The 23,720-nt window shown below is 56.4% G+C and carries 18 protein-coding genes; 3 read left to right on the forward strand and 15 right to left on the reverse strand.

The window, feature by feature from the left end; genetic code table 11:
- Positions 1 to 23: 23 nt before the first annotated feature.
- On the forward strand, positions 24 to 1,421 hold the full coding sequence (locus ACOTXC_RS03190; protein WP_032626005.1) for an MFS transporter: 1,398 nt from the start codon (positions 24 to 26) through the stop codon (positions 1,419 to 1,421).
- A gap of 17 nt (positions 1,422 to 1,438) precedes the next feature.
- Here ACOTXC_RS03190 and queE read toward each other — a convergent pair whose 3' ends face one another.
- The 3 genes from queE to ACOTXC_RS03205 are packed head-to-tail and all read right to left on the reverse strand — an operon-like array spanning position 1,439 to position 4,431.
- Positions 1,439 to 2,110 carry a 7-carboxy-7-deazaguanine synthase QueE gene (gene queE, locus ACOTXC_RS03195; RefSeq protein WP_006811780.1) on the reverse strand — a complete coding sequence of 224 codons (672 nt, stop codon included), beginning with the start codon at positions 2,108 to 2,110 and terminating at the stop codon, positions 1,439 to 1,441.
- Between the two features lie 54 nt (positions 2,111 to 2,164).
- Positions 2,165 to 2,872 (reverse strand): N-acetylmannosamine-6-phosphate 2-epimerase, encoded by a 708-nt coding sequence (locus ACOTXC_RS03200; protein WP_045308741.1) that lies wholly within the window; start codon positions 2,870 to 2,872, stop codon positions 2,165 to 2,167.
- A complete protein-coding gene (locus tag ACOTXC_RS03205; protein WP_023330180.1) occupies positions 2,872 to 4,431 on the reverse strand; it encodes a maltose/glucose-specific PTS transporter subunit IIC in 1,560 nt (519 codons plus the stop codon). The genes ACOTXC_RS03200 and ACOTXC_RS03205 overlap by 1 nt, the downstream gene beginning before the upstream one ends.
- A gap of 166 nt (positions 4,432 to 4,597) precedes the next feature.
- Here ACOTXC_RS03205 and ACOTXC_RS03210 point away from each other — a divergent pair, with 166 nt between their 5' ends.
- The gene (locus ACOTXC_RS03210) at positions 4,598 to 5,422 is read left to right on the forward strand and encodes a MurR/RpiR family transcriptional regulator (protein WP_015571725.1); all 825 of its coding nucleotides are present in this window, start codon (positions 4,598 to 4,600) and stop codon (positions 5,420 to 5,422) included.
- Between the two features lie 52 nt (positions 5,423 to 5,474).
- Here the strand turns inward: ACOTXC_RS03210 and eno are convergent, their stop codons facing one another.
- The 5 genes from eno to rlmD all read right to left on the reverse strand — a co-directional run bounded on the left by eno (position 5,475) and on the right by rlmD (position 13,156).
- The gene (gene eno, locus ACOTXC_RS03215) at positions 5,475 to 6,773 is read right to left on the reverse strand and encodes a phosphopyruvate hydratase (protein WP_022649201.1); all 1,299 of its coding nucleotides are present in this window, start codon (positions 6,771 to 6,773) and stop codon (positions 5,475 to 5,477) included.
- Positions 6,774 to 6,855: 82 nt separating this feature from the next.
- Positions 6,856 to 8,493, reverse strand: a complete 1,638-nt coding sequence (pyrG, locus tag ACOTXC_RS03220; RefSeq protein WP_022649202.1) for a glutamine hydrolyzing CTP synthase — start codon at positions 8,491 to 8,493, stop codon at positions 6,856 to 6,858.
- Between the two features lie 223 nt (positions 8,494 to 8,716).
- Positions 8,717 to 9,508, reverse strand: coding sequence for a nucleoside triphosphate pyrophosphohydrolase (gene mazG / locus ACOTXC_RS03225; RefSeq protein WP_003862720.1), 792 nt, complete (start codon positions 9,506 to 9,508; stop codon positions 8,717 to 8,719).
- A 66-nt stretch (positions 9,509 to 9,574) separates the two neighbouring features.
- Positions 9,575 to 11,806 carry a GTP diphosphokinase gene (gene relA / locus ACOTXC_RS03230; RefSeq protein WP_022649204.1) on the reverse strand — a complete coding sequence of 744 codons (2,232 nt, stop codon included), beginning with the start codon at positions 11,804 to 11,806 and terminating at the stop codon, positions 9,575 to 9,577.
- Positions 11,807 to 11,857: 51 nt separating this feature from the next.
- Positions 11,858 to 13,156, reverse strand: a complete 1,299-nt coding sequence (gene rlmD, locus ACOTXC_RS03235; RefSeq protein WP_155025173.1) for a 23S rRNA (uracil(1939)-C(5))-methyltransferase RlmD — start codon at positions 13,154 to 13,156, stop codon at positions 11,858 to 11,860.
- Positions 13,157 to 13,213: 57 nt separating this feature from the next.
- On the opposite strand from rlmD, the gene barA reads away from it, so the two are divergent.
- On the forward strand, positions 13,214 to 15,973 hold the full coding sequence (gene barA, locus ACOTXC_RS03240; RefSeq protein WP_022649206.1) for a two-component sensor histidine kinase BarA: 2,760 nt from the start codon (positions 13,214 to 13,216) through the stop codon (positions 15,971 to 15,973).
- A 49-nt stretch (positions 15,974 to 16,022) separates the two neighbouring features.
- Here barA and ACOTXC_RS03245 read toward each other — a convergent pair whose 3' ends face one another.
- The 7 genes from ACOTXC_RS03245 to ACOTXC_RS03275 form a co-directional block, all read right to left on the reverse strand.
- Positions 16,023 to 17,168, reverse strand: coding sequence for a glycerate kinase (locus ACOTXC_RS03245; protein WP_046618677.1), 1,146 nt, complete (start codon positions 17,166 to 17,168; stop codon positions 16,023 to 16,025).
- A gap of 77 nt (positions 17,169 to 17,245) precedes the next feature.
- A complete protein-coding gene (gene gudD / locus ACOTXC_RS03250) occupies positions 17,246 to 18,583 on the reverse strand; it encodes a glucarate dehydratase (protein ID WP_046618678.1) in 1,338 nt (445 codons plus the stop codon).
- Positions 18,584 to 18,598: 15 nt separating this feature from the next.
- Complete coding sequence (locus tag ACOTXC_RS03255) at positions 18,599 to 19,939, reverse strand: enolase C-terminal domain-like protein (protein ID WP_023298498.1); 1,341 nt, start codon at positions 19,937 to 19,939, stop codon at positions 18,599 to 18,601.
- Positions 19,939 to 21,294 carry a galactarate/glucarate/glycerate transporter GudP gene (gene gudP / locus ACOTXC_RS03260; RefSeq protein ID WP_003862734.1) on the reverse strand — a complete coding sequence of 452 codons (1,356 nt, stop codon included), beginning with the start codon at positions 21,292 to 21,294 and terminating at the stop codon, positions 19,939 to 19,941. Before gudP ends, ACOTXC_RS03255 begins: the two co-directional genes overlap by 1 nt.
- Positions 21,295 to 21,602: 308 nt before the next feature.
- The gene (locus ACOTXC_RS03265) at positions 21,603 to 22,052 is read right to left on the reverse strand and encodes a flavodoxin (RefSeq protein ID WP_022649212.1); all 450 of its coding nucleotides are present in this window, start codon (positions 22,050 to 22,052) and stop codon (positions 21,603 to 21,605) included.
- Between the two features lie 15 nt (positions 22,053 to 22,067).
- Entirely contained in the window at positions 22,068 to 22,853 is a 786-nt protein-coding gene (gene truC, locus ACOTXC_RS03270) for a tRNA pseudouridine(65) synthase TruC (RefSeq protein WP_023298500.1), read from the reverse strand.
- Positions 22,850 to 23,179: a YqcC family protein gene (locus tag ACOTXC_RS03275; RefSeq protein ID WP_022649214.1), complete on the reverse strand. Its 330-nt coding sequence runs from the start codon at positions 23,177 to 23,179 to the stop codon at positions 22,850 to 22,852. Before ACOTXC_RS03275 ends, truC begins: the two co-directional genes overlap by 4 nt.
- Positions 23,180 to 23,720: the final 541 nt, after the last annotated feature.

The following is a 23,720-nucleotide window of genomic DNA, read 5'->3' on the forward strand; positions in this document are numbered from 1 at the left end:
CACCTTCCCGGGAGGGCTGCATTATGAGTACCGTTTCCCTGACAGACGCATCCGCCTACGCCGGTAACGATCGGCTGCTGGCGGGTATCGTCATGAGCGTTCTGACCTTCTGGCTGTTTGCCCAGTCGGTTATCAACGTGGTTCCGGCCATGCAGAATAGCCTCGACATTGCCCTCGAAACCCTTACGCTGGCCGTCAGCCTGAGCGCGTTGTTTAGCGGCTGTTTTGTCGTAGCCTGCGGTGGGTTTGCCGATAAGTTTGGGCGCATGCGCCTGACCATGACAGGCCTGATTTTGAGCATGATCGGAAGCGGTCTGCTGTTCATTTCATGGGAGCCCGTCCTGTTTCTGTTGGGAAGAGCGATACAGGGGCTATCCGCGGCCTGCATCATGCCCGCCACGCTGGCGCTGATTAAGACCTGGTATGAAGGTAAAGCACGCCAGCGCGCAATCAGCTTCTGGGTTATTGGTTCATGGGGCGGGAGTGGCCTGAGCTCGTTTGTGGGAGGTGCCATCGCCACCACGCTGGGCTGGCGCTGGATTTTTATTTTGTCGATAGTGGTGGCTCTGGTCGCGCTATTGCTTATCCGCGCCACGCCGGAAAGCCGCAGCCCTGATGCGTGTCGACACAAGCTGGATATCAGCGGCCTGGTGAGTTTTGTCCTTATGCTGGTGCTGTTCAATCTGTTTATCAGCAAAGGACACAGCTGGGGCTGGAGCAGCAGTTTATCGCTTCTTGTACTGTGTGGAGCCGTGATTGCACTGATGTGCTTTGTCGTTACCGGGCGGCGGAAGGGCGATGCGGCGTTGATCGATTTCGCCCTGTTTAAAAACCGTGCCTATAGCGCCTCGGTATTCTCAAATTTCCTGCTCAACGGCTGCATTGGCACCATGATGATCGCCAGCATCTGGTTGCAGCAAGGCCATCATCTGTCACCGCTACAGACCGGCATGATGACGCTGGGGTATCTGGTTACCGTACTGGCGATGATCCGGGTGGGTGAAAAACTGCTTCAGCGCTATGGCGCCAGGCTGCCGATGATGACCGGCCCGCTGCTGACTGCAACAGGTATTACGCTGATTTCATGCACCTTCTTAAGCAAAGAGGTCTACATTGTCACCGTCTTTCTGAGCAATATTTTATTCGGGCTGGGGCTCGGATGTTACGCCACGCCCTCAACGGACACGGCGGTAATGAATGCCCCTGAAAACAAAGTGGGGGTGGCTTCAGGGATCTATAAGATGGGCAGTTCCCTGGGCGGCGCAATGGGGATCGCGGTCACCGCATCGCTGTACGCCCTATGGCTGCCGATGGGAACGGCCAGTGCCGCGCAGTATGCCTTGCTTTTCAACAGTGCGATTTGTCTTGGGTCAGCCGTAGTGACCTGGGCTTTACTGCCAACAACAAAAGCCCCGCGTTAAGCGGGGCCACACAAGTATCAGGCAATGTTCAGATATTTGTGCGTCTGCATCGACAGGCGCCAGTTGCGGGCGATACAGGTTTCAATGCACAGACGGGTTGCATCGTCTTTCTGGCTGATAGGCTGTAGCGCGATCACGCGCTGCTTCTCATCCGTCAACGTCGCCAGCAGTTCGTCCAGCGCTTCGATGTCACGCACGCGCCCCACCGGATGTTTGATCTCATCCGCACGCTCAAGCGCCTGCGACAACACGTCATAACCGCCACGCATATTCACTTTCGGTGAAACCGTTACCCACGTTGAATGGGAGCAGCGCACTTCATGGGTACCGCTGGTTTCGATCTGACAGCTATAGCCGTTCTTCTCGAGCAGTTCGGTGAGGGGCATCAGATCGTGAATGCAGGGTTCCCCACCGGTGATCACCACGTGCCGCGCCGTCCAGCCCTGACGACCAATTATGGCAAGCAGATCTTCCGCGCTGCCCGCGCCCCATTTATCGCTCTCTTTGGTTTTCGCCAGAATGCTGAACAGCGACACTTCCCGATCTGCGAGCTTATCCCACGTATGTTTGGTATCACACCAGGCGCAGCCAACCGGGCATCCCTGTAAACGAATAAAGATAGCGGGAACGCCGGTAAAGTAACCCTCGCCTTGCAGGGTCTGGAACATCTCGTTAATCGGGTACTGCATAGTCAACTCTGTTAAGGGAATAAACGATAAGTATCGCAGATCCCCGTCAGATGATCATGCTCCATCGGTGCTTTGCGCGCCAATTGCCGCCATAAACCGTTCCGTAATTTGCTGCGGTCGGGTGATCGCCCCGCCGACGACAACCGTATGCGCCCCCAACTCCAGACACCTGGCCGCGCGATCGGGGGTATCCACGTTACCTTCGGCAATCACGGGGATCGTGACGGCAGACAGCACCTCTTTCAAAAACGCGCAGTCATTTTCCGGTAGCGAATGGCCCGCGGTCTCTGCCGTATAACCGTAAAGGGTGGTTCCGACACAATCAAACCCCAGCGCCTGCGCGGTCACGGCCTCCTGCAAGGTGGCAATATCCGCCATCAGCAGCAGCGAAGGGTAACGGGTGCGGATCTGCGCGATCAGCATGTCCAGCGATACGCCACCGGGCCGTTTCCGGGCGGTCGCATCCAGCGCAACGATGTCCGGGGCGACCGCCATCAGCTCATCCACTTCTTTGAGCGTCGCGGTGATAAACACCTCGCTATCCGGATAGTCCCGTTTGATGATGCCGATGACCGGCAGTGAGACCAGCCCTTTGATAGCCTTGATATCCACCACGCTATTGGCGCGGATCGCAGCGGCACCGCCCTGGGCTGCCGCCAGCGCCATTCGCGACATAATAAACGGGCTGTGCAGCGGTTCATTTTCCAGCGCCTGGCAGGAGACGACAAGTTTTCCTTTCAGGTTATCCAGTACAGTTTTCATTACGATAAGATCTCTTCCACTTCGTTTTTGATAATGGTGACGTGCGGGCCATAGATGACCTGGACACCGTTGCCGCGGACGATAACGCCGCGCGCGCCGGTCGCTTTCAGTGCTGCTTCATTGACTTTGCTACCGTCTTTCACCGTGACGCGAAGGCGCGTGGCGCAGCAGTCAACGTCATCCAGATTGTCTTTTCCTCCCAGCCCGGCGATCACCGCCGCGGCGCGCTCGCTTTGCGGCAGGGTAGCCTCGTCAGCCAACGCCTCCTTTTCACGGCCCGGCGTGGCAAAATCAAAACGTTTGATCAGATAGCGGAAGGTACAGTAGTAAAGGAAGAACCACGGTACGCCCACCAGCGGGACGAACATCCAGTTAGTTTTCGCTTCACCCTGCAAAATGCCGAACAGCACGAAATCAATAAACCCGCCGGAGAATGTTTGTCCGATGGTGATGTGCAGCATGTGCGCGAGCATGAACGCCAGCCCGTCAAACAGCGCATGAATGACGTACAGCACCGGGGCAATAAACAGGAATGAGAACTCGATGGGCTCGGTAATTCCCGTCAGGAATGAGGTTAACGCCGCAGAGAGCAGCAGCCCGGCAACCCGCTTTTTGTTCTCCGGCCTCGCCGTGTGGTACATCGCAAGGCAGGCGCCCAGCAGGCCAAACATCATCGTAATAAAGCGCCCGGACATGAAGCGCGACGTGCCCTCATAGAAATGCTGCGTGTTCGGGTCGGCGAGCTGGGCGAAGAAGATCCGCTGCGTGCCCTCAACCAGGTGACCGTTAACAATTTCACTGCCGCCAAGCGCGGTGGTCCAGAACGGCAGATAAAAGATGTGGTGCAGGCCAAACGGGCCAAGCATGCGCAGGATGAAGCCGTACAGCAATGTCCCCAGATAGCCGGTGGCATCCACCAGACCGCCAAGGCCAAAGATCAGCTTCTGAAAATGCGGCCAGACCACGGTCATCAGCGCGCCGACGAGTATCGCCACCAGTGAGCTGATAATGGGTACGAAGCGTGAGCCGCCAAAAAAGCCCAGAAATTGCGGAAGCGCGATTTTATTAAACCGATGATGCAGTGCGCAGGTCACAAGCCCAATAACGACCCCACCAAACACGCCCGTTTCAAGCGTCTGAATACCCAGCGTCATGCCCTGCCCTACGGCGCCCGGGTTCTCATGCGCCAGTTTTCCGGTCAGGATCAGCAGCGCATTGATAGTGGCATTCATCACCAGATAAGCGAGTAATGCCGCCAGCCCTGCCGTACCTTTATCATTTTTTGCCAGCCCAACGGCGACCCCAACAGCAAACAGTACCGACAGGTTTGCGAACACAATCGAGCCTGCACTGCTCATGATGGTAAATATGGCCTGTAGCCAGCCAACGTCTAAAAATGGATACGCGGTAAGCGTATTCGGATTCGATAGCGCCCCGCCGATCCCCAACAACAGACCTGCTGCGGGCAGTATGGCGATAGGTAACATAAAGGATTTGCCAAAGCGCTGCGCTTTTTCAAACCATCCGCCGGAAGACGCTCCGCTGAACATTTGCATCATTTTATTATCCCCCTGGTTGTTGATGAAAATTTTTACCATATATAATTTTAATTGTGAAAATTACCACCAAAAACCAGGACGCCGATCATACTTTTTCGAAATGACTGGCATCTCTCCCCCGCTTTCCGCCACACTAGTTGGCAGAGAAACGCATTAAGGATCTAGCATGTCGGACCATGAAAACCTGCTGCTGAAGCTACGCCAGGAGGCTTCCGGGTACAGCCCAACGCAACAAAAACTGGGGGAGTTTGTTCTCAACGATCCTGCCAGGGTGCTCTACCTGACGATCACCGAGCTGGCGCGTGAAAGCGGCACCAGCGAGGCCAGCGTCACACGCCTTTGCCGCACGCTGGGCTGTAAGGGATATAACGAATTTAAAATGGCGCTTGCGCTGGATATTCAGCAGGGTTTGCCAGAGCGTCAGGCAGGAGATGCGATAGATAACGTGGTGGATGAGTCTGTCCAGGCGCTGCAAGATACCGCAAAACTCCTCGACCGGGCCCAGCTTGAACAGGCGACACTGGCCCTGCATCAGGCGCAATCAGTGCAAATTTACGGGGTGGCAGCCAGCGCGATTCTGGGGGAGTATTTGCATTACAAGCTGCTGCGACTCGGCAAACCTGCACAGCTGTTTAGCGATATGCATCGCGCCGCCATGAATGCGACGACGCTCTCGAAAGAGACGCTGGTGGTGGCCATCTCAAGTTCTGGCTCTACACGGGATCTGCTTCACGTGGTGAAACTCGCCCGCAAGCGTGGCGTTAAGGTACTGGCGCTCAGCAATACGCCCCGCAGCCCGCTGGCCTCCCTGAGCGATTTACAGCTGGTTGCAGCCAAGCCCGAGGGACCGCTGAGCGCAGGTGCGCTCAATGCCAAGGTTGGCGTGATGCTGCTGGTTGAACTGCTTACCACTTCCCTTATCGCAGTAGACAGCCATTACGGTGACGTAAGCCAGCAAACGGCCAGCGCCACGCTGCCGCTTCTGCTATAGAAAACAAAAAACCCGCCGAAGCGGGTTTTTTCATAAGAACGAAAGTTCAGGCTTATGCCTGGCCTTTGATCTCTTTACGACCGTTGTAAGGTGCTTTTTCGCCCAGCGCTTCTTCGATACGAATCAGCTGGTTGTATTTAGCAACACGGTCAGAACGGCTCATAGAACCGGTTTTGATCTGGCCAGCAGCGGTACCCACAGCCAGGTCAGCGATGGTAGCGTCTTCAGTTTCGCCAGAACGGTGAGAGATAACAGCGGTGTAGCCAGCGTCTTTCGCCATTTTGATCGCAGCCAGCGTTTCGGTCAGAGAACCGATCTGGTTGAATTTGATCAGAATGGAGTTAACGATGCCTTTCTCGATGCCTTCTTTCAGGATCTTGGTGTTGGTTACGAACAGATCGTCACCAACCAGCTGGATTTTGTCGCCCAGTACTTTGGTCTGGTATGCGAAACCATCCCAGTCAGACTCGTCCAGACCGTCTTCGATAGAAACGATTGGGTACTGTTTGGTCAGGTCTTCCAGGAAGTGGGTGAACTCTTCGGAGGTGAACGCTTTGTTGCCTTCGCCAGCCAGAACGTATTTACCGTCTTTGTAGAATTCAGATGCTGCACAGTCCATCGCCAGAGTGATGTCTTTGCCCAGCTCGTAGCCTGCTGCTTTAACCGCTTCAGCGATAACAGCCAGCGCTTCTGCGTTAGAACCCAGGTTTGGCGCGTAGCCACCTTCGTCACCAACAGCAGTGTTCATACCTTTAGCTTTCAGAACTTTAGCCAGGTTGTGGAACACTTCAGAACCCATACGCACCGCTTCTTTCAGGGATTTCGCGCCAACAGGCTGAATCATGAATTCCTGAATATCAACGTTGTTGTCTGCGTGCTCACCACCGTTGATGATGTTCATCATTGGTACAGGCATGGAGTATTTGCCTGGGGTGCCGTTCAGTTCAGCGATGTGCTCGAACAGTGGCATACCTTTAGCAGCAGCTGCTGCTTTGGCGTTCGCCAGGGAAACTGCCAGGATTGCGTTCGCACCGAAGTTAGATTTGTTTTCAGTACCGTCCAGATCGATCATGATCTTGTCGATGCCAGCCTGATCTTTGGCATCTTTGCCAACGATAGCCTGAGCAATAGGACCGTTAACAGCGCCAACCGCTTTCAGTACGCCTTTGCCCATGAAACGGGATTTGTCGCCATCACGCAGTTCCAGCGCTTCGCGGGAACCTGTAGATGCGCCTGATGGAGCAGCAGCCATACCGACGAAACCACCTTCCAGATGAACTTCGGCTTCAACGGTCGGGTTACCACGGGAGTCGATGATTTCACGACCGATGACTTTAACGATTTTGGACATTAGATTTTCCTCAGTACAAGTTAAACTAAAACTCCAGACAAACAACGCGTACCAGGGGTACGCGTTGCCGTTCTAACTTTTTTTACTTCGCCTGACGCTTCTGGTACTCGCTGGCGGCTTTCACGAAGCCTGCAAACAGCGGATGCCCGTCACGCGGCGTTGAAGTAAATTCCGGGTGGAATTGGCAGGCCACGAACCACGGATGGTTTGGCACTTCGATGATCTCGACTAACTGATCATCCCCGGAACGGCCCGCAACACGCAGACCCGCAGCTTCAATTTGTTTCAACAACATGTTGTTGACTTCATAGCGGTGACGATGGCGCTCGGTAATCACCGGCTCGCCGTACAGCTTGCGAACCACGCTATCGTCTGACAGCTGGCAGGCCTGTGCGCCAAGACGCATGGTGCCACCCAGATCGCTCTTCTCGGTACGGACTTCGACGTTACCGTCTTCGTCGCGCCATTCCGTAATCAGCGCCACGACAGGGTACTTACAGTCTGGCACAAATTCCGTAGAGTTCGCGTTTTCCATTCCCGCTACATTGCGCGCAAATTCAATCAGCGCAACCTGCATACCCAGGCAGATGCCGAGGTATGGAATATTGTTTTCACGCGCATAGCGTGCAGTGGCGATCTTGCCTTCAACACCACGGTAGCCGAAGCCGCCAGGGATGAGAATCGCATCCAGATCTTTGAGAATTTCGACGCCGCGCGTTTCAACATCCTGCGAATCAATCAGCTTGATGTTGACGGAGACGCGATTCTTCAGACCACCGTGCTTCAGCGCCTCGATAACTGACTTATAGGCGTCCGGCAGTTCAATATACTTGCCGACCATACCGATAGTCACTTCGCCGCCCGGATTGGCTTCTTCGTAAATCACCTGCTCCCATTCAGACAGGTTAGCTTCCGGACAGTTCAAGCTGAATCGTTTACAAATATAATCGTCCAGACCCTGTGATTTCAACAGGCCCGGGATTTTATAAATGGAATCGACGTCTTTCATTGAAATAACGGCTTTTTCAGGCACGTTACAGAACAATGCAATTTTCGCGCGTTCGTTCGCCGGAATCGCGCGATCGGAACGGCAAACCAGGATATCAGGCTGAATACCGATGGAGAGCAACTCTTTAACGGAGTGCTGAGTCGGTTTGGTTTTCACTTCACCTGCTGCCGCCATGTAAGGCACCAGCGTCAGGTGCATGAACAGCGCGTTCTCACGACCAATATCTACCGCCAGCTGACGAATCGCTTCGAGGAACGGCAGGGATTCGATATCCCCTACGGTACCGCCGATTTCAACCAGCACAACGTCATGCCCTTCGCCACCGGCAAGGACACGCTCTTTGATGGCGTTAGTGATGTGTGGGATGACCTGCACGGTCGCGCCCAGGTAGTCACCACGGCGCTCTTTACGCAGAACGTCAGAGTAGATACGGCCAGTCGTAAAGTTGTTACGACGGGTCATTTTGGTACGGATGAAACGCTCGTAGTGGCCAAGATCCAGATCGGTTTCAGCGCCGTCTTCAGTAACGAACACTTCCCCGTGTTGGGTTGGGCTCATGGTGCCTGGATCGACGTTGATGTACGGATCCAGTTTCATCATGGTCACATTGAGGCCACGGGCTTCAAGAATGGCTGCGAGGGAGGCTGCGGCAATGCCTTTACCCAGAGAGGATACGACCCCGCCGGTCACAAAAATATAGTTCGTTGTCATGCTGAACCTGAGAAGTTAGGGTGAAACGATGGAATAACCAGGACGGGAAAGTAGTATACCCGAACACGACGAGCGCCACAAACTTTCATTCTCCGTCTCCTTCCCAGGCCATGACAAACATAAGGAGTGAGAAAATAGCCCCTTTTGGGTAAATGTTTTTGACGCAAATCAAGCGCTTGTCATTTAAAAAATCACACAAATTGCGCTTGATCGCAAAATTTCGTTAGAGATCATGTTCCTGGCGTTTAACTTCCTGCCAGACTTCCTCCATCGCGTCGAGGTCAATGCCGCTCATTTCCAGGCCACGCGAGGCCACAATGCGCTCAACTTCGCGGAAGCGACGTTCGAATTTAATGTTCGCTTTTTGCAGGGCGGTTTCCGCTTTTACACCGAGGTGGCGAGAAAGGTTGACGGTCGCGAACAGCAGATCGCCCATCTCCTCTTCTAGCTTTGCTTCATCCACAACGGCCTGCTGCGCTTCATGCATCACTTCGTCGATCTCTTCGTGCACTTTTTCCAGCACCGGGCCGAGAGAGGTCCAGTCAAACCCTACCGCCGAGCAGCGCTTTTGAATTTTGTGCGCGCGCATCAGCGCAGGAAGGTTCAGGGGAATGTCGTCCAGCGCCGAGTGCTGAGATTTTTCAGCGCGTTCGGCGCTTTTGATCTGCTCCCAGCGCGCCAGCACTTCCGCACTGTTGCCTGCGGAGGCATCGCCAAAGATATGCGGATGACGGCGCTCCAGCTTGTCGCTGATAGCGGCGCAGATGTCGTCAAAGTTAAAGCGCCCCTCTTCCTGCGCCATCTGTGCGTAGAACACCACCTGGAACAGCAGGTCGCCCAGCTCACCGCGCAGGTCGTCGAAATCTTCGCGCGAAATCGCGTCCAGCACTTCGTAGGTTTCTTCCAGCGTGTAAGGCGCAATGGTGGCGAAAGTCTGCTCTTTATCCCACGGGCAGCCGTTTTCCGGGTCGCGCAGGCGTTTCATGATGCCAAGCAGGCGGTCGATTTGAGTCATAGTTCTGTCCTGATGTCAAAATGCCGGGTGGCAGCGTTGCCTTACCCGGCCTACAGAAGAGGATGTTCAGCCGCCGTGCAGACGACGCGCGTCAATCACATCCGGCACCTGGTTCAGTTTACCGAGCACCCGGCCCAGCACCTGCAGGTTATAGATTTCGATGGTCATATCGATGGTGGCAAGCTGCTCGCGGGTATCGCTGCGGCTGGCAACGCCCAGCACGTTGACCTTCTCGTTGGCGAGAATGGTGGTGATGTCGCGCAACAGGCCACTGCGGTCGTTGGCAGTGACGCGCACCACCAGCGAGTAGCCAGCGGAGTAGCTTTCACCCCAGACGGCTTCCACGATACGTTCCGGCGCATGCGATTGCAGCTCAGCAAGCTGATCACAGTCGGAGCGGTGAATTGAGATCCCGCGCCCCTGGGTGATAAAGCCGACAATATCGTCACCCGGTATCGGCTGGCAGCAGCGGGCAATATGGTGCATGAGGTTACCCACCCCTTCAACCACCACGCGGCCATTGTCCTTGCTGCGCTGCTGCGGAGCGTAGGTTTTCTGCTGGAGCTGTTTCAGCGCTGCCGCATCCTGCTCTGCCGCGCTTGGCTTGTTGAACTGCGCTTGCAGGAAGTTCACCATCTGGTTCAGGCGGATATCGCCGCCGCCAATCGCCGCTAACAGTTCGTCGAGCTCGTTGAAGTTGTAGCGCGGCAGCAGGAACTTCTCCGCCTCTTTCAGGTTTATCCCGATATGCTCCAGCTCGTCGTCAAGGATCTGACGACCGGCAAGGATATTCTTGTCACGATCCTGCTTGCGGAACCAGGCGTGAATTTTAGAGCGCCCGCGGCTGGTGGTCACGTAACCGAGGTTTGGATTCAGCCAGTCGCGGCTTGGGTTTGGCTGCTTCTGGGTGATGATTTCAATCTGGTCACCCATCTGTAGCTGGTAGGTAAACGGTACGATACGTCCGCCGATCTTCGCCCCGATGCAACGGTGCCCCACGTCGCTATGAATGTGGTAGGCGAAATCGAGCGGCGTAGAGCCTGCCGGCAGATCAACCACATCCCCTTTCGGGGTAAAGACGTAGACGCGATCGTCGAAGACCTGACTGCGCACTTCGTCGAGCATTTCGCCGGAGTCGGCCATCTCCTCCTGCCACGCAATCAGCTTACGCAGCCAGGCGATACGGTCCTCGTGACCGGAGCGCGCGCCGCCGGAAGTGCCTTCTTTGTACTTCCAGTGCGCGGCGACGCCCAGCTCGGCGTCTTCGTGCATCTGTTTAGTACGGATCTGAATTTCCACAGTTTTGCCGCCGGGGCCAAGCACCACGGTGTGGATGGACTGATAGCCATTCGGTTTGGGGTTCGCGACGTAGTCATCGAACTCATCCGGCAGATGGCGGAAGTGAGTATGTACTATCCCCAGCGCGGCGTAGCAGTCCTGGAGACGCTCCGCCACGATACGCACGGCGCGCACGTCAAACAGCTCGTCAAAGGCGAGGTGTTTCTTCTGCATTTTGCGCCAGATGCTGTAGATGTGCTTCGGACGCCCGTAGACCTCGGCGCGCACATTCTCCTCTTTCATCGACTGGCGCAGCCCGCTGACAAATTCCTCGATATAGTGTTCGCGGTCGATGCGGCGTTCGTGCAGCAATTTGGCAATGCGTTTGTATTCCGCCGGATGCAGATAGCGGAAGCAGTAATCTTCCAGCTCCCACTTCAGTTGCCCGATACCCAGACGGTTCGCCAGCGGCGCATAGATATTCGTACACTCTTTGGCGGCCAGGACGCGCTCGTCTTCCGGCGCATCCTTCACTTCGCGCAGATGGGCAACCCGTTCGGCCAGCTTGATCACCACGCAGCGAAAATCATCCACCATCGCCAGCAGCATGCGGCGGACGTTATCCACCTGCTCGGAAGAGACAGAATCCGTTTGCGCGGCTTTCAGTTGACGGATGGCGGCCATATCACGCACGCCGTGGATGAGCGCCACGACGGACTGGCCGACGCTTTCACGCAGCACGTCTTCCGTCACCACGTTAGCATCTGCCAGTGGGAACAGCAGCGCGGCCTGTAGCGTTTCGATATCCATGTTAAGCATGGAGAGAATTTCAACCATCTCCACGCCGCGCCACAACAGCAGTTCAGCGTCCGGATGCCCCTGCGTTGTGCGTAAACAATAGGCCCAGGTTTCGGTTAAGCGTTCACACGACTGCTGGCTGGAAATCCCCAGACTTGCGATCCATTTTTGAGGGTCAAACTCACCAGCTTTATTTAAATGTGCACTTCTTACCGCAACCATCGTCCTCTCCTTTAGGGACAAGGGCCTGTCGAAGTCGACAAGCCAAACTCATTAGATGTGCTCGAACAACACCATTGATTCCAGATGTCCAGTGTGCGGGAACATGTCCAGCATTGCCAGACGCCGAATCTGGTAACCCCCGCTCAATAATGCTTCGCTGTCACGGGCCAGCGTCGCCGGGTTACAGGAAACATAGACCACGCGTTCAGGCGCGAGTTTAATTATATGCTGCATCACGCCCGGCGCACCTGCGCGCGCCGGATCGAGCAGGATCTTATCAAAGCCCTGCTTAGCCCACGGTTGCTGAGTAACATCATCCTCAAGATTTTGATGAAAGAATGTCACATTTTGCAAGCCGTTCTGTTGGGCGTTCTCCAGGCCTTTCGCCACCAGCGCCTCAACGCCTTCCACCCCGACCACGCTTGCTGCTTTGCGGGCCAGCGGCAGGGTAAAGTTACCCATACCGCAGAACAGATCGAGCACCCGATCGGTGGGCTGGACGTCAAGCCACGCCAGCGCGTTCGCCACCATCTGCTGGTTCACGCCGTCATTGACCTGGATAAAATCCCGCGGGCTGAACGTTAAGCGTAGCCCGTCTGACGCATACCAGGGCGCGTCTCCGCTAACCTGCTCAAGTATCTCGCTTTGCGGCGCGAGGAAAAGCGCAAGCTCATGAGAATGCGAAAAGCGTTCCAGTTTTTCGCGATCTGCCCTGGACAGCGGTGCGGTGTGGCGCAGCACCATCAGCGGGCCGCCGTTGGCCAGCACCAGTTCGACATGGCCCAGCGAACGCACACCATCCAGCGATGCAAGACAGTGGTGCACGGCCGGGAGCAGTGCCTCAAGTTGGGGCACCAAAACAGGGCATTGCATGATGGAGACGATATCGCTGGAGCTGGCTTTGCGAAAACCCATCTCCAGCCTTTCAGTTTTTGGCTGGTAGCTTAGACTCAGGCGAGCGCGGCGACGGTAGCCCCACGGCTGGTCAGCGACAATGTCACTGACGTCATGTTTTAGCAGGCGGGCCAGCGCGTTGCTTTTACTTTTTTGCTGTAATTCTGTGCTGGCATGCTGTTGCTGACAGCCTCCGCAAACGCCAAAATGGGGGCAGCGAGGCGTCACGCGCTCCGGGCTATCATTAAGACGGCGCTTGACCTGGCCGCGCGCATACTGGCGTTTGTCTTCCGTCAGCGTAATATCTGCGCGTTCTCCTGGCAGCAAACCTGTGATAAACAGTGTCTTACCCTTGTGACGCGCTACCCCCTGTCCAAAAGGATCGAGGTCAGAGGCTTCAACAGTTATGATCTGACGCGTCGTCACGCGTCGTTTTGCAGAGTAGAATTGCGCCATCGCCGAGATTGTTCTCAAATAAACATAATTAGCCTGATTGTCCCATAACGGAACTCCATGACCAACTACAGCCTGCGCGCGCGCATGATGATTTTGATCCTCGCTCCTACCGTTCTCATCGGTTTGCTGCTGAGCATTTTCTTTGTGGTGCATCGCTATAACGATTTGCAGAGACAGCTTGAAGATGCCGGGGCCAGCATTATCGAACCGCTGGCCGTCTCCAGCGAGTACGGTATGAACCTGCAAAACCGTGAATCCATTGGTCAGTTAATCAGCGTGCTGCACCGCCGTCATTCAGAGATTGTGCGCGCCATTTCCGTTTACGATGAGCATAACCGTCTTTTCGTCACCTCGAATTTCCATCTGGATCCCACGTCGCTTAAAATCCCGGAAGGTACCCCTTTCCCGCGTCATCTCACGGTCCTGCGGCGCGGCGATATCATGATCCTGCGCACGCCGATTATCTCAGAAAGCTATTCACCCGACGAATCCGCCCAGTCCGATGCGAAGTCCAGCAATAATATGCTGGGATATGTGGCGCTGGAGCTGGATCTCAAGTCGGTGCGGCTCCAGCAGTACAAAGAAATATTCATCTCCGGCGTGATGATGCTGTTCTGTATCGGCATCGCGTTGATCTTCGGCTGGCGGCTGATGCGCGACGTCACGGGGCCTATCCGTAACATGGTGAATACCGTTGACCGGATCCGCCGGGGTCAGCTGGACAGCCGCGTGGAAGGCTTCATGCTCGGCGAGCTGGATATGCTGAAAAACGGCATCAACTCAATGGCGATGTCGCTGGCGGCTTATCACGAAGAGATGCAGCACAACGTTGACCAGGCCACCTCTGACCTGCGCGAAACGCTGGAGCAGATGGAGATCCAGAACGTGGAGCTGGATCTGGCGAAAAAACGCGCTCAGGAGGCGGCCCGTATTAAGTCTGAGTTCCTGGCAAACATGTCGCATGAGCTGCGCACGCCGCTGAACGGGGTGATTGGCTTCACCCGTTTGACGCTCAAAAGCGAGCTCAACCCGACCCAGCGTGACCACCTGCATACCATTGAACGCTCAGCCAACAACCTGCTGACCATTATTAACGACGTACTGGACTTCTCGAAGCTGGAAGCGGGCAAGCTGATTCTGGAGAGTATCCCCTTCCCGCTGCGCAGCACACTGGATGACGTGGTCACGCTTCTCGCCCACTCCTCGCATGATAAGGGGCTGGAACTGACGCTCAATATCAAAAATGACGTACCGGATAACGTCATTGGCGACCCGCTGCGCCTGCAACAGGTCATCACCAATCTGGTGGGCAACGCGATTAAGTTCACCGAGAGCGGCAACATCGACATTCTGGTCGAAAAAAGGGCGCTCAGTAATAATAAGGTCCAGATTGAAGTTCAGATCCGGGATACCGGCATCGGCATTCCGGAGCGCGATCAGTCGCGTCTGTTCCAGGCGTTCCGCCAGGCCGATGCGAGCATTTCCCGTCGTCACGGCGGAACGGGCCTGGGTCTGGTGATCACCCAAAAGCTGGTGAAAGAGATGGGAGGCGATATCTCCTTCCACAGCCAGCCTAACCGGGGCTCGACCTTCTGGTTCCATATCAATCTTGATCTTAATCCGAACGTGCAAACCGACGGTCCGGTCACCGACTGCCTGAAAGGGATGCGTCTGGCCTATGTGGAACCGAACGCCGCCGCGGCGCAGTGTACGCTGGATGTATTAAGCAGCACGCCGCTGGAGGTGGTCTACAGCCCGACCTTCTCCGCGCTGGCGAACGATCATTACGATATTCTTTTGCTGGGGATTCCGGTGACGTTTACCGGAGAACTGACCATGCAGCAGGAACGGCTGGCGAAGGCGGCCTCAATGACGGACTACCTGCTGCTGGCTCTGCCGTGCCACGCCCAAATCAACGCCGAAGAGCTTAAAAACGACGGGGCGGCGGCATGTCTGCTGAAACCCCTCACCGCCACACGGCTGTTACCTGCGTTGACCGAATATTGCCGTCTGACGCATCAGTCCCTGCCGCTGGAAAACGACGAACATAAGCTGCCGATGACGGTGATGGCCGTGGATGATAACCCGGCAAACCTTAAGCTGATTGGCGTGCTGCTTGAGGATCAGGTTCAGCACGTTGAACTGTGTACCAGCGGCGCCGAAGCCGTAGAACAAGCCAAACAGATGCAGTTTGACCTGATCCTGATGGATATTCAGATGCCGGGCATGGATGGCATCCGCGCCTGCGAATTAATTCGTCAGCTTCCGCACCAGCAGCAGACGCCGGTGATTGCCGTGACGGCGCACGCGATGGCGGGACAAAAAGAGAAACTGCTGGGTGCGGGCATGAACGATTATCTGGCGAAACCGATCGATGAAGAGAAGCTGCACAGCCTGCTGCTGCGCTACAAACCGGGGCACATTGGCGGGACGTACACCATTTCAGCTGAATCGCCGGAAATCAGCGTTAACCAGAATGCCACGTTTGACTGGCAACTGGCGCTGCGCCAGGCAGCAGGCAAAGCCGATCTGGCCCGCGATATGCTGCAAATGCTGGTGGACTTCCTGCCTGAGATCCGTAACAAGGTTGAAGAACAGCTGGTGGGCGAAAACCCTGAAGGGCTGCTGGAGGCCATCCATAAACTGCACGGTAGCTGCGGCTACAGCGGCGTGCCGCGGTTGAAAAATCTCTGCCAGTTGCTTGAACAGCAGCTCCGCGCGGGTACGCCAGAATCCGATCTTGAGCCGGAGTTTCTGGAGCTGCTGGACGAGATGGACAACGTGACGCGGGAAGCGATGAAGGTGTTGGGAAGCTAAGAAAAAGCCCGGTGGCGCTTCGCTTACCGGGCCTACAGGAGCACGAACGTTAACGCGACATCCCCTGTCCCACCTTTATCACCGCCGCAATATTCCTTGCGGCCATCTGTACATTCTGTTGCGCATTTTCCAGCGCATCCTCCAGCGAGCAGATGGTGTAAATCACGCTGAATACCGCATCCAGTCCGTGCTCGTGCACCACGCCAACATCCGCCGTCAGGCTGCCGGCAATGCCGATAACCGGTTTGTTATAGCGTTTCGCGACTCTCGCCACGCCAACGGGCACTTTGCCGTGGATCGTCTGGCTGTCGATACGCCCTTCGCCCGTGATCACCAGATCGGCGTCCGCGACCTGTTCATCGAGATGCAGGGCATCGGTGACAATCTCAATCCCCCGACGAAGCTGTGCCCCGCAAAATGCATACAGCGCCGCCCCCATTCCGCCAGCTGCTCCGCCCCCCGCCAGGTTTAAGACGTCAATGTCCAGATCCCTGGCGATAATGTTTGCGTAATGCGCAAGCGCGTTGTCCAGCGTCCTGACCATCTCCGGCGTCGCCCCTTTCTGCGGACCGAATACCGCAGAAGCGCCAGTCTCGCCAATCAGGGGGTTGGTCACATCGCAGGCCACTTCAATTCGACAGTCTGCCAGCCGCTCATCCAGCCCACTAAGATCGATATGCGCAAGGCTTGCCAGTTCGCCGCCGCCCGGCCCAACGGGCTGTGCTTTCGCATCCAGCAGTTTTACGCCCAGCGCCTGCACCATGCCTGCGCCACCGTCATTGGTCGCGCTGCCTCCAATGCCAATAATGATATGCTTAACGCCCGCATCCAGCGCATGACGGATCAGTTCCCCGGTCCCCCACGAGGTGGTGATTAACGGGTTACGCTTTGCAGGAGCAACAAGCTCCAGACCGCTCGCGGCCGCCATCTCGATAAACGCGCTTTTCCCGTCTCCGGATAACCCGAAAAACCCTTCCACGTGTTCTCCCAAAGGCCCGGTAACGGGAACATGGACAAGACGCCCATGGGTGGCTGCCACCATCGCTTCCACCGTCCCTTCGCCGCCATCGGCAACCGGTAATTTGACGTACTCCGCTGAGGGGAAAATTTCGCGAAAACCGACCTCTATCGCTGTCGCCACCTCCAGCGCGCTCAAGCTTTCCTTATACGAGTCCGGAGCGATAACAATTTTCATAAGCCATCCTTACGCATGTTAGTTACGTTAAGCATACACCACGTAAGGGACCGCTCATGGGAGCGGTCCCAGTTGACTTATCGTACCATGCACGGACGTTTATTGTCGAATGACCACTCTGGGATCAGGTACTGCATCGCCAGCGCATCATCACGTGCGCCCAGCCCGTGTTTCTGGTAAAGCTCGTGCGCTTTCATGACCTGATCCATATCCAGTTCAACGCCCAGCCCCGGCGTAGCTGGAACCTGCACCATCCCCCCCTTGATCTCAAACGGCTGTTTAGTCAGGCGCTGATTGCCCTCCTGCCAGATCCAGTGGGTGTCGATAGCGGTAATGTTGCCCGGCGCAGCAGCCGCTACGTGGGTGAACATCGCCAGCGAGATGTCGAAGTGGTTGTTGGAGTGCGAGCCCCAGGTCAGGCCGAACTCATGGCACATCTGCGCCACGCGAACCGAGCCCTGCATCGTCCAGAAGTGCGGGTCTGCCAGCGGAATATCCACCGATTGCAGCGAGAGCGTGTGCCCCATCTGGCGCCAGTCGGTCGCGATCATGTTGGTGGCGGTTGGCAGCCCGGTGGCGCGACGGAACTCCGCCATCACTTCACGTCCAGAGAACCCCTGCTCTGCGCCGCACGGATCTTCCGCGTAGGCCAGCACGCCTTTGAGCTGCTTACCAATTTTGATCGCCTCTTCAAGCGACCAGGCACCGTTCGGATCCAGCGTGACGCGCGCCTGCGGGAAGCGCTTCGCCAGCGCGGCAATCGCCTCAGCTTCTTCTTCACCCGCCAGTACGCCGCCTTTCAGCTTGAAGTCATTAAAGCCATATTTTTCATACGCGGCTTCAGCCAGGCGCACCACCGCATCCGGGGTCATCGCTTCATCGTGACGCACACGATACCAGTCGCATTTTTCGTCCGGCTGGCTCTGGTACGGCAGCGGGGTGAGTTTGCGGTTGCCGATAAAGAACAGGTAGCCGAGCATTTCCACTTCGCTGCGCTGCTGGCCGTCGCCCAGCAGGGAGGCGACATTGACGCCCAGATGCTGGCCTAACAGATCCAGCATCGCGGCTTCAATGCCCGTGACCACATGGATAGTGGTACGCAGATCAAACGTTTGCAGACCACGGCCACCCGCATCACGATCGGCAAAGGTCGTACGCACGCTGGTCAGCACATTTTTGTACTCGCCCAGCGTTTTACCCACCACCAGCGGAATGGCGTCCTCCAGCGTTTTACGGATCTTCTCCCCGCCCGGGATTTCACCGACACCGGTATGCCCTGAGTTGTCCTTGATCACCACAATATTACGGGTGAAGAACGGCGCATGGGCGCCGCTCAGGTTCATCAGCATGCTGTCATGTCCCGCGACAGGAATGATCTGCATGGAGGTGACTACAGGGGTAGAAAATGTGCTCATCGTTCGATCCTTTTATCAGTGACGTCCAAATACAGGGCGCTTACGGTCAAATGTCCAGCCGGGGATAAGGTACTGCATCGGGCCTGCGTCGTTGCGCGCGCCGCCCGGCAGTTTTTTATACGCTTCATGCGCCTTGTGGATCTGATCCCAGTCAAGCTCCACGCCCAGCCCCGGCGCATCCGGTACGGCAATGGTGCCGTTTTTGATTTCAAGTGGATTTTTGGTCAGGCGCGCTTCGCCTTCCTGCCAGATCCAGTGCGTATCGATGGCGGTCGGGTTACCCGGCGCCGCCGCGCCAACGTGGGTAAACATCGCCAGCGAAATGTCGAAATGGTTATTGGAGTGGCAGCCCCAGGTGAGCCCCCAGTCATCGCACAGCTGCGCCACGCGCACCGCGCCGGAAAGGGTCCAGAAGTGCGGATCAGCCAGCGGTATGTCCACCGCATTCAGCATCACCGCGTGGCCCATTTCGCGCCAGTTAGTGGCGATCATGTTGGTCGCAACCGGCAGCCCGGTAGCGCGGCGGAATTCGGCCATCACCTCGCGGCCAGAAAAGCCCTGCTCGGCGCCGCACGGATCTTCCGCGTAGGTCAGCACGTCGCCCAGTCCTTTGCACAGCGCGATAGCTTCATCCAGCCGCCAGGCGCCGTTGGGATCGACGGTGATGCGTGCCTCCGGGAAGCGTTTTTTCAACGCGCGCACGCTGTCAATCTCCTGTTCGCCCGGCAGAACGCCGCCTTTCAGCTTGAAGTCTTTAAAGCCGTAGCGATCCTGCGCCGCCTCTGCCAGGCGTACCACCGCCTCGCCAGAGAGCGCTTCCTGATGACGCAGGTGATACCACGCGTGGCTGCCCGGCGAGCGTTCCAGATACGGCAGATCGGTTTTCGTCCGGTCGCCAACGTAGAACAGATAGCCCAGCACCGTTACCGCATCACGCTGTTTGCCTGGCCCCAGCAATTCGCAGACCGGCACATTCAGCGCCTTGCCCAGTAAATCAAGGAGAGCCGCCTCCAGCGCCGCCACCGCGTTAACGCGCAGTTCAAACGTCCAGGCGCCTTTGCCGAAGGTATCAAAATCAGCCGACTGGTTGCCCTTATGCACCCGCTGAACCACCTTGTTCAGGCGGGCGACCTCCTGCCCAACCACCTGCGGGATGGCGTCGACCAGCGTCTGGTAAATCACCTCTCCGCCCGGCGCTTCCCCGACGCCGGTATTCCCTGCGCTGTCGGTCAGCACCACGATGTTGCGGGTGAACCAGGCGTTATGCGCGCCGCCAATGTTGAGCAGCATGCTGTCCTGACCCGCCACCGGGATGACTTTCATCTCCGTCACAATCGGGCTTGATTGCGTTGTCATCATCCGCGCTCCCCAACAGGTTTCAGTTCGATTCGTTTGATGTCCCCCACCAGCACCAGGTAACTGAGTACCGCCACCAGCGCATGGACGCCTACATAAATCAGCGCACCATTGAAGGAGCCGGTGGTGCCGACGATGTAACCGATAGCGATTGGGGTGACAATGCCGGAAATGTTGCCAAACATGTTGAACAGACCGCCGCTCAGGCCGCTGATCTCTTTCGGCGCGGTATCTGCCATCACCGCCCAGCCCAGCGCGCCGATGCCTTTACCGAAGAAGGCCATCGCCATAAAGCCGATAATCATCCACTCCGCGCTGACGTAGTTACAGAACACCATGGTCATGGAGAGCAGCATGCCGAGCACGATTGGCGTTTTACGCGCAATATTCAGCGAACCGGTACGACGCATCAGCCAGTCGGAGATGACCCCGCCGAGCACCCCGCCCACGAAGCCGCAGATGGCTGGCACAGAGGCGACAAAACCCGCCTTCAGAATCGACATCCCGCGCGCCTGCACCAGGTAAACCGGGAACCAGGTGATGAAGAAGTAGGTTAAGGCGTTAATGCAGTACTGGCCGAGATAGATACCGATCATCATCCGGGAGCCGACGAGCTGTTTGATCTGCCCCCATTTCTGGCTGAACGGGACTTTTGCTTTCTGGGTTTTCTGATCCATGTTGATCAGCGCCCCGCCTTCAGCAATGTAGTCCAGCTCTTTCTTGTTCACGCCCGGGTGCTGGTTTGGTTCGTGGATCACTTTCAGCCAGATAAAGCTGATGACGATCCCCAGCCCGCCCATGAAGAAGAAGACGTGCGACCAGCCCACTTCGTGCGTCAGCCAGCCCATAATTGGCGCGAAAATAACCGTCGCAAAGTATTGCGCCGAGTTAAAGATTGCTACCGCCGTTCCCCTCTCCTGCGCCGGGAACCAGGCGGCCACAATGCGGCTGTTGCCCGGGAAAGATGGCGCTTCCGCTAAACCCACCAGGAAGCGGAGGGTAAAGAGCGCAATGATAATGCCGAAGCCGCTGAAGATATCCACGAAGCCCTGTAACAGGGTAAACATCGACCAGATGAAAATGGACCAGAAATAGACCCGTTTTGAGCCAAAGCGGTCCAGCAGCCAGCCGCCAGGGATTTGGCCGATTACGTAGGCCCATGAAAATGCGGAGAAAACATAACCCATACCCACCGGATCAAGTCCGATGTCCTTTGCCATCTCAGAGCCGGCAATGGATAACGTGGCACGGTCGCCGTAGTTGAAAGAGGTGACGATAAACAGCATCACCACTATCCAGTATCGGGCGTTGGTGCGCTTCTCAGCGCTGCTCGCCGCGTGGCTTAATGTACTCATTGTTGCACTCCTGAAACATAGCTTTCGCCTGGTTCATTCTGTACAGCACCTGTAGGGTAATCAGAATGAGAGATTTGTGTTTGGTTTTGGTACGGCCCGAAGCCGTTTTATAGTGACGGGAAAAGTATATGAAGGAGTGACCGGTTCTCTCACCGTGCAGGAACACAACATTGACGGGCGTGGGGAACGTGGTTTGGGGCATAAGCCCAAAGTGGTGGAAGATACTTCACGGAATTGAGGATATGGTGCAGCTTCGTTGCCGGGTGGCGGCTACGCCCTACCCGGCATATAGCTCGTATAGTACAGGGTTAGTTCAGGAGCGTGGCCCAATGTTCAACCCAGGGATTTGACTCGCTTTCCGGTTCGGGGTGCTCGCCAGCATCAATCAGTAACATCTCGCCGACCCGCTGAGCGTGCTGTTCCTGCAACAGCGCGTCGAACTGCTTACCGCCGCCGCAGAAATTGGCGTAAGAGCTATCGCCGAGGGCGATGATGCCATAGTGAACATCTGGCTGATAGCCAAGCTGGTCTTTAATGCCCTGGAAAAGCGGGACGATGCTGTCCGGGAGATCGCCCTGCCCGGTGGTGGAGGTCACCACCAGAATGTATTTATCTTTATACTTTTCCCAGTCCGCCAGCTCCGGGTCTTCATAGACCGTTGCTTTATGGCCCTGATTGACGAGGATTGCTTCTGCTTCCTCCGCAACCAGCAGCGAGTTGCCGTACATCGTGCCGACAAAAATACCTACTTCAGCCATGCTTTGCTCCCGTCATTATTGCGCTTGCTGTTCATCCTGAACGTTGCCTGCGGCAAACTCAACCCTTTCATTTTCGGGGAGTTGTCCCAGCCAGCCAAACTGTGACAGCGCCTGCATCCAGACCTCGTCCAGCCCCGCGCGAATAGTCAGCGGTTCGCCGGTAAACGGGTGCGTCAGGCTTAGCTCGCTGGCGTGCAGCATCAGTCGGTTACAGCCAAAGTGCTCTGCCGCGCTGCGGTTCTGCCGCAGATCGCCGTGCTTGCTGTCGCCGATAATTGGGTGGCGCAGATGTGCAAGGTGGCGGCGAAGCTGGTGCTTGCGCCCGGTTTTGGGCAAAAGCTCAACCAGACTGTATCGCGTAGTGGGAAATTTGCTGGTCGCCACCGGCAGTTCTGTGGTCGCCATACCGCGATAGTCGGTCACCGCAGGCTGCGGACCTTTATCTTCGCGGGCAAATTTATCGGCGATTTTATCCAGTTCCTCCACCAGCGGATAATCCAGCGTGGCGGAATCCGTCAGCCAGCCGCGCACAATGGCGTGGTAGCGCTTCTGGATCTGGTGCTGTTCAAACTGCTGCGACAGCAGGCGCCCGGCCTCACTGGAAAGCCCCATCAGCAGAACGCCAGAGGTTGGCCGATCCAGACGGTGGGCAGTAAAGACGTGCTGACCGATTTGGTCGCGCACGGTTTGCATAACAACCACTTTCTCATCGCGATCGAGCCAGCTTCGGTGTACCAGCCAGCCGGACGGTTTATTCACCGCCACCAGCCACTCATCCTGATACAGGATCTCAAGCGTCATGCATCGTCACCGGCGAAAAGCGTATCCAGCTTTTCCAGCTCAACCAACATAACGTCGCGCGCCGGGTGAGTCGCCTCCAGCGCCATTTCGTAATAGGGAGAGACGGCAAACGCCTGGGGCAACGCGTGTCCCCCTTCCAGCAGCGCGTGCATGCGCGGAATTAATACCCACTGGAGCCATTCGAATGGAGACAGCGTATCCAGACAAAACGGCTGGGTGCTGGCGAACGCGTCTGGCTGCGGCGCACTTTCCTGCCACAGCTGATGCTGGCGCATAAGGGCTTCGATGGCGTGCAACTGCGCACGAACGCTATCGTGATGCGTCATAGTAACCTCAACTGAAAAACGGAATGGCGCGAAGCATAGCATTGCGGAAGACAGAAATAAAAAAAGGGAGCACTGTAAAAACAGTGCTCCCGGTTCGTTTCGCAGCATTCCAGCTACAATACGTGCTCCCTGCTCATCCGTGACAACTTTTCCTGATGCCCGAAGGCCTGGTCATCCCTTTACCTTTTGCTTCCTGCTCACATCATCCTGACGTGTAGGTTTCGTCCTGAAACGTCCTGGCCATCCTGACCCACCGACCATCCTGACCGGCTCACGTTCTCCTTCCTGGAGGTGTCCCTTACGCATCCTGCGTGATCCACTTTGCTTCATCCTGAAGCCTTCCTGCGGCGTCGTCCTGACGTGTTCCTGGTGAGAAACGCCATCATCCTGATGTTCGTTTCTCGCGTCGGCATCCTGTCGACACAGATAGAATCCGCTATTCTGCCTCGTCTTACAACCCATCCTGTGAGCAAGGTAAGCCTGGCGAAACGGGGATAATCGTTTCAGGAAATCGCTAACCTGTTGAAAGGGAAGTTAATAT

Source organism: Enterobacter cloacae complex sp. IR5428, assembly GCF_049238585.1.
In the GTDB taxonomy this organism is placed as follows: domain Bacteria; phylum Pseudomonadota; class Gammaproteobacteria; order Enterobacterales; family Enterobacteriaceae; genus Enterobacter; species Enterobacter intestinihominis.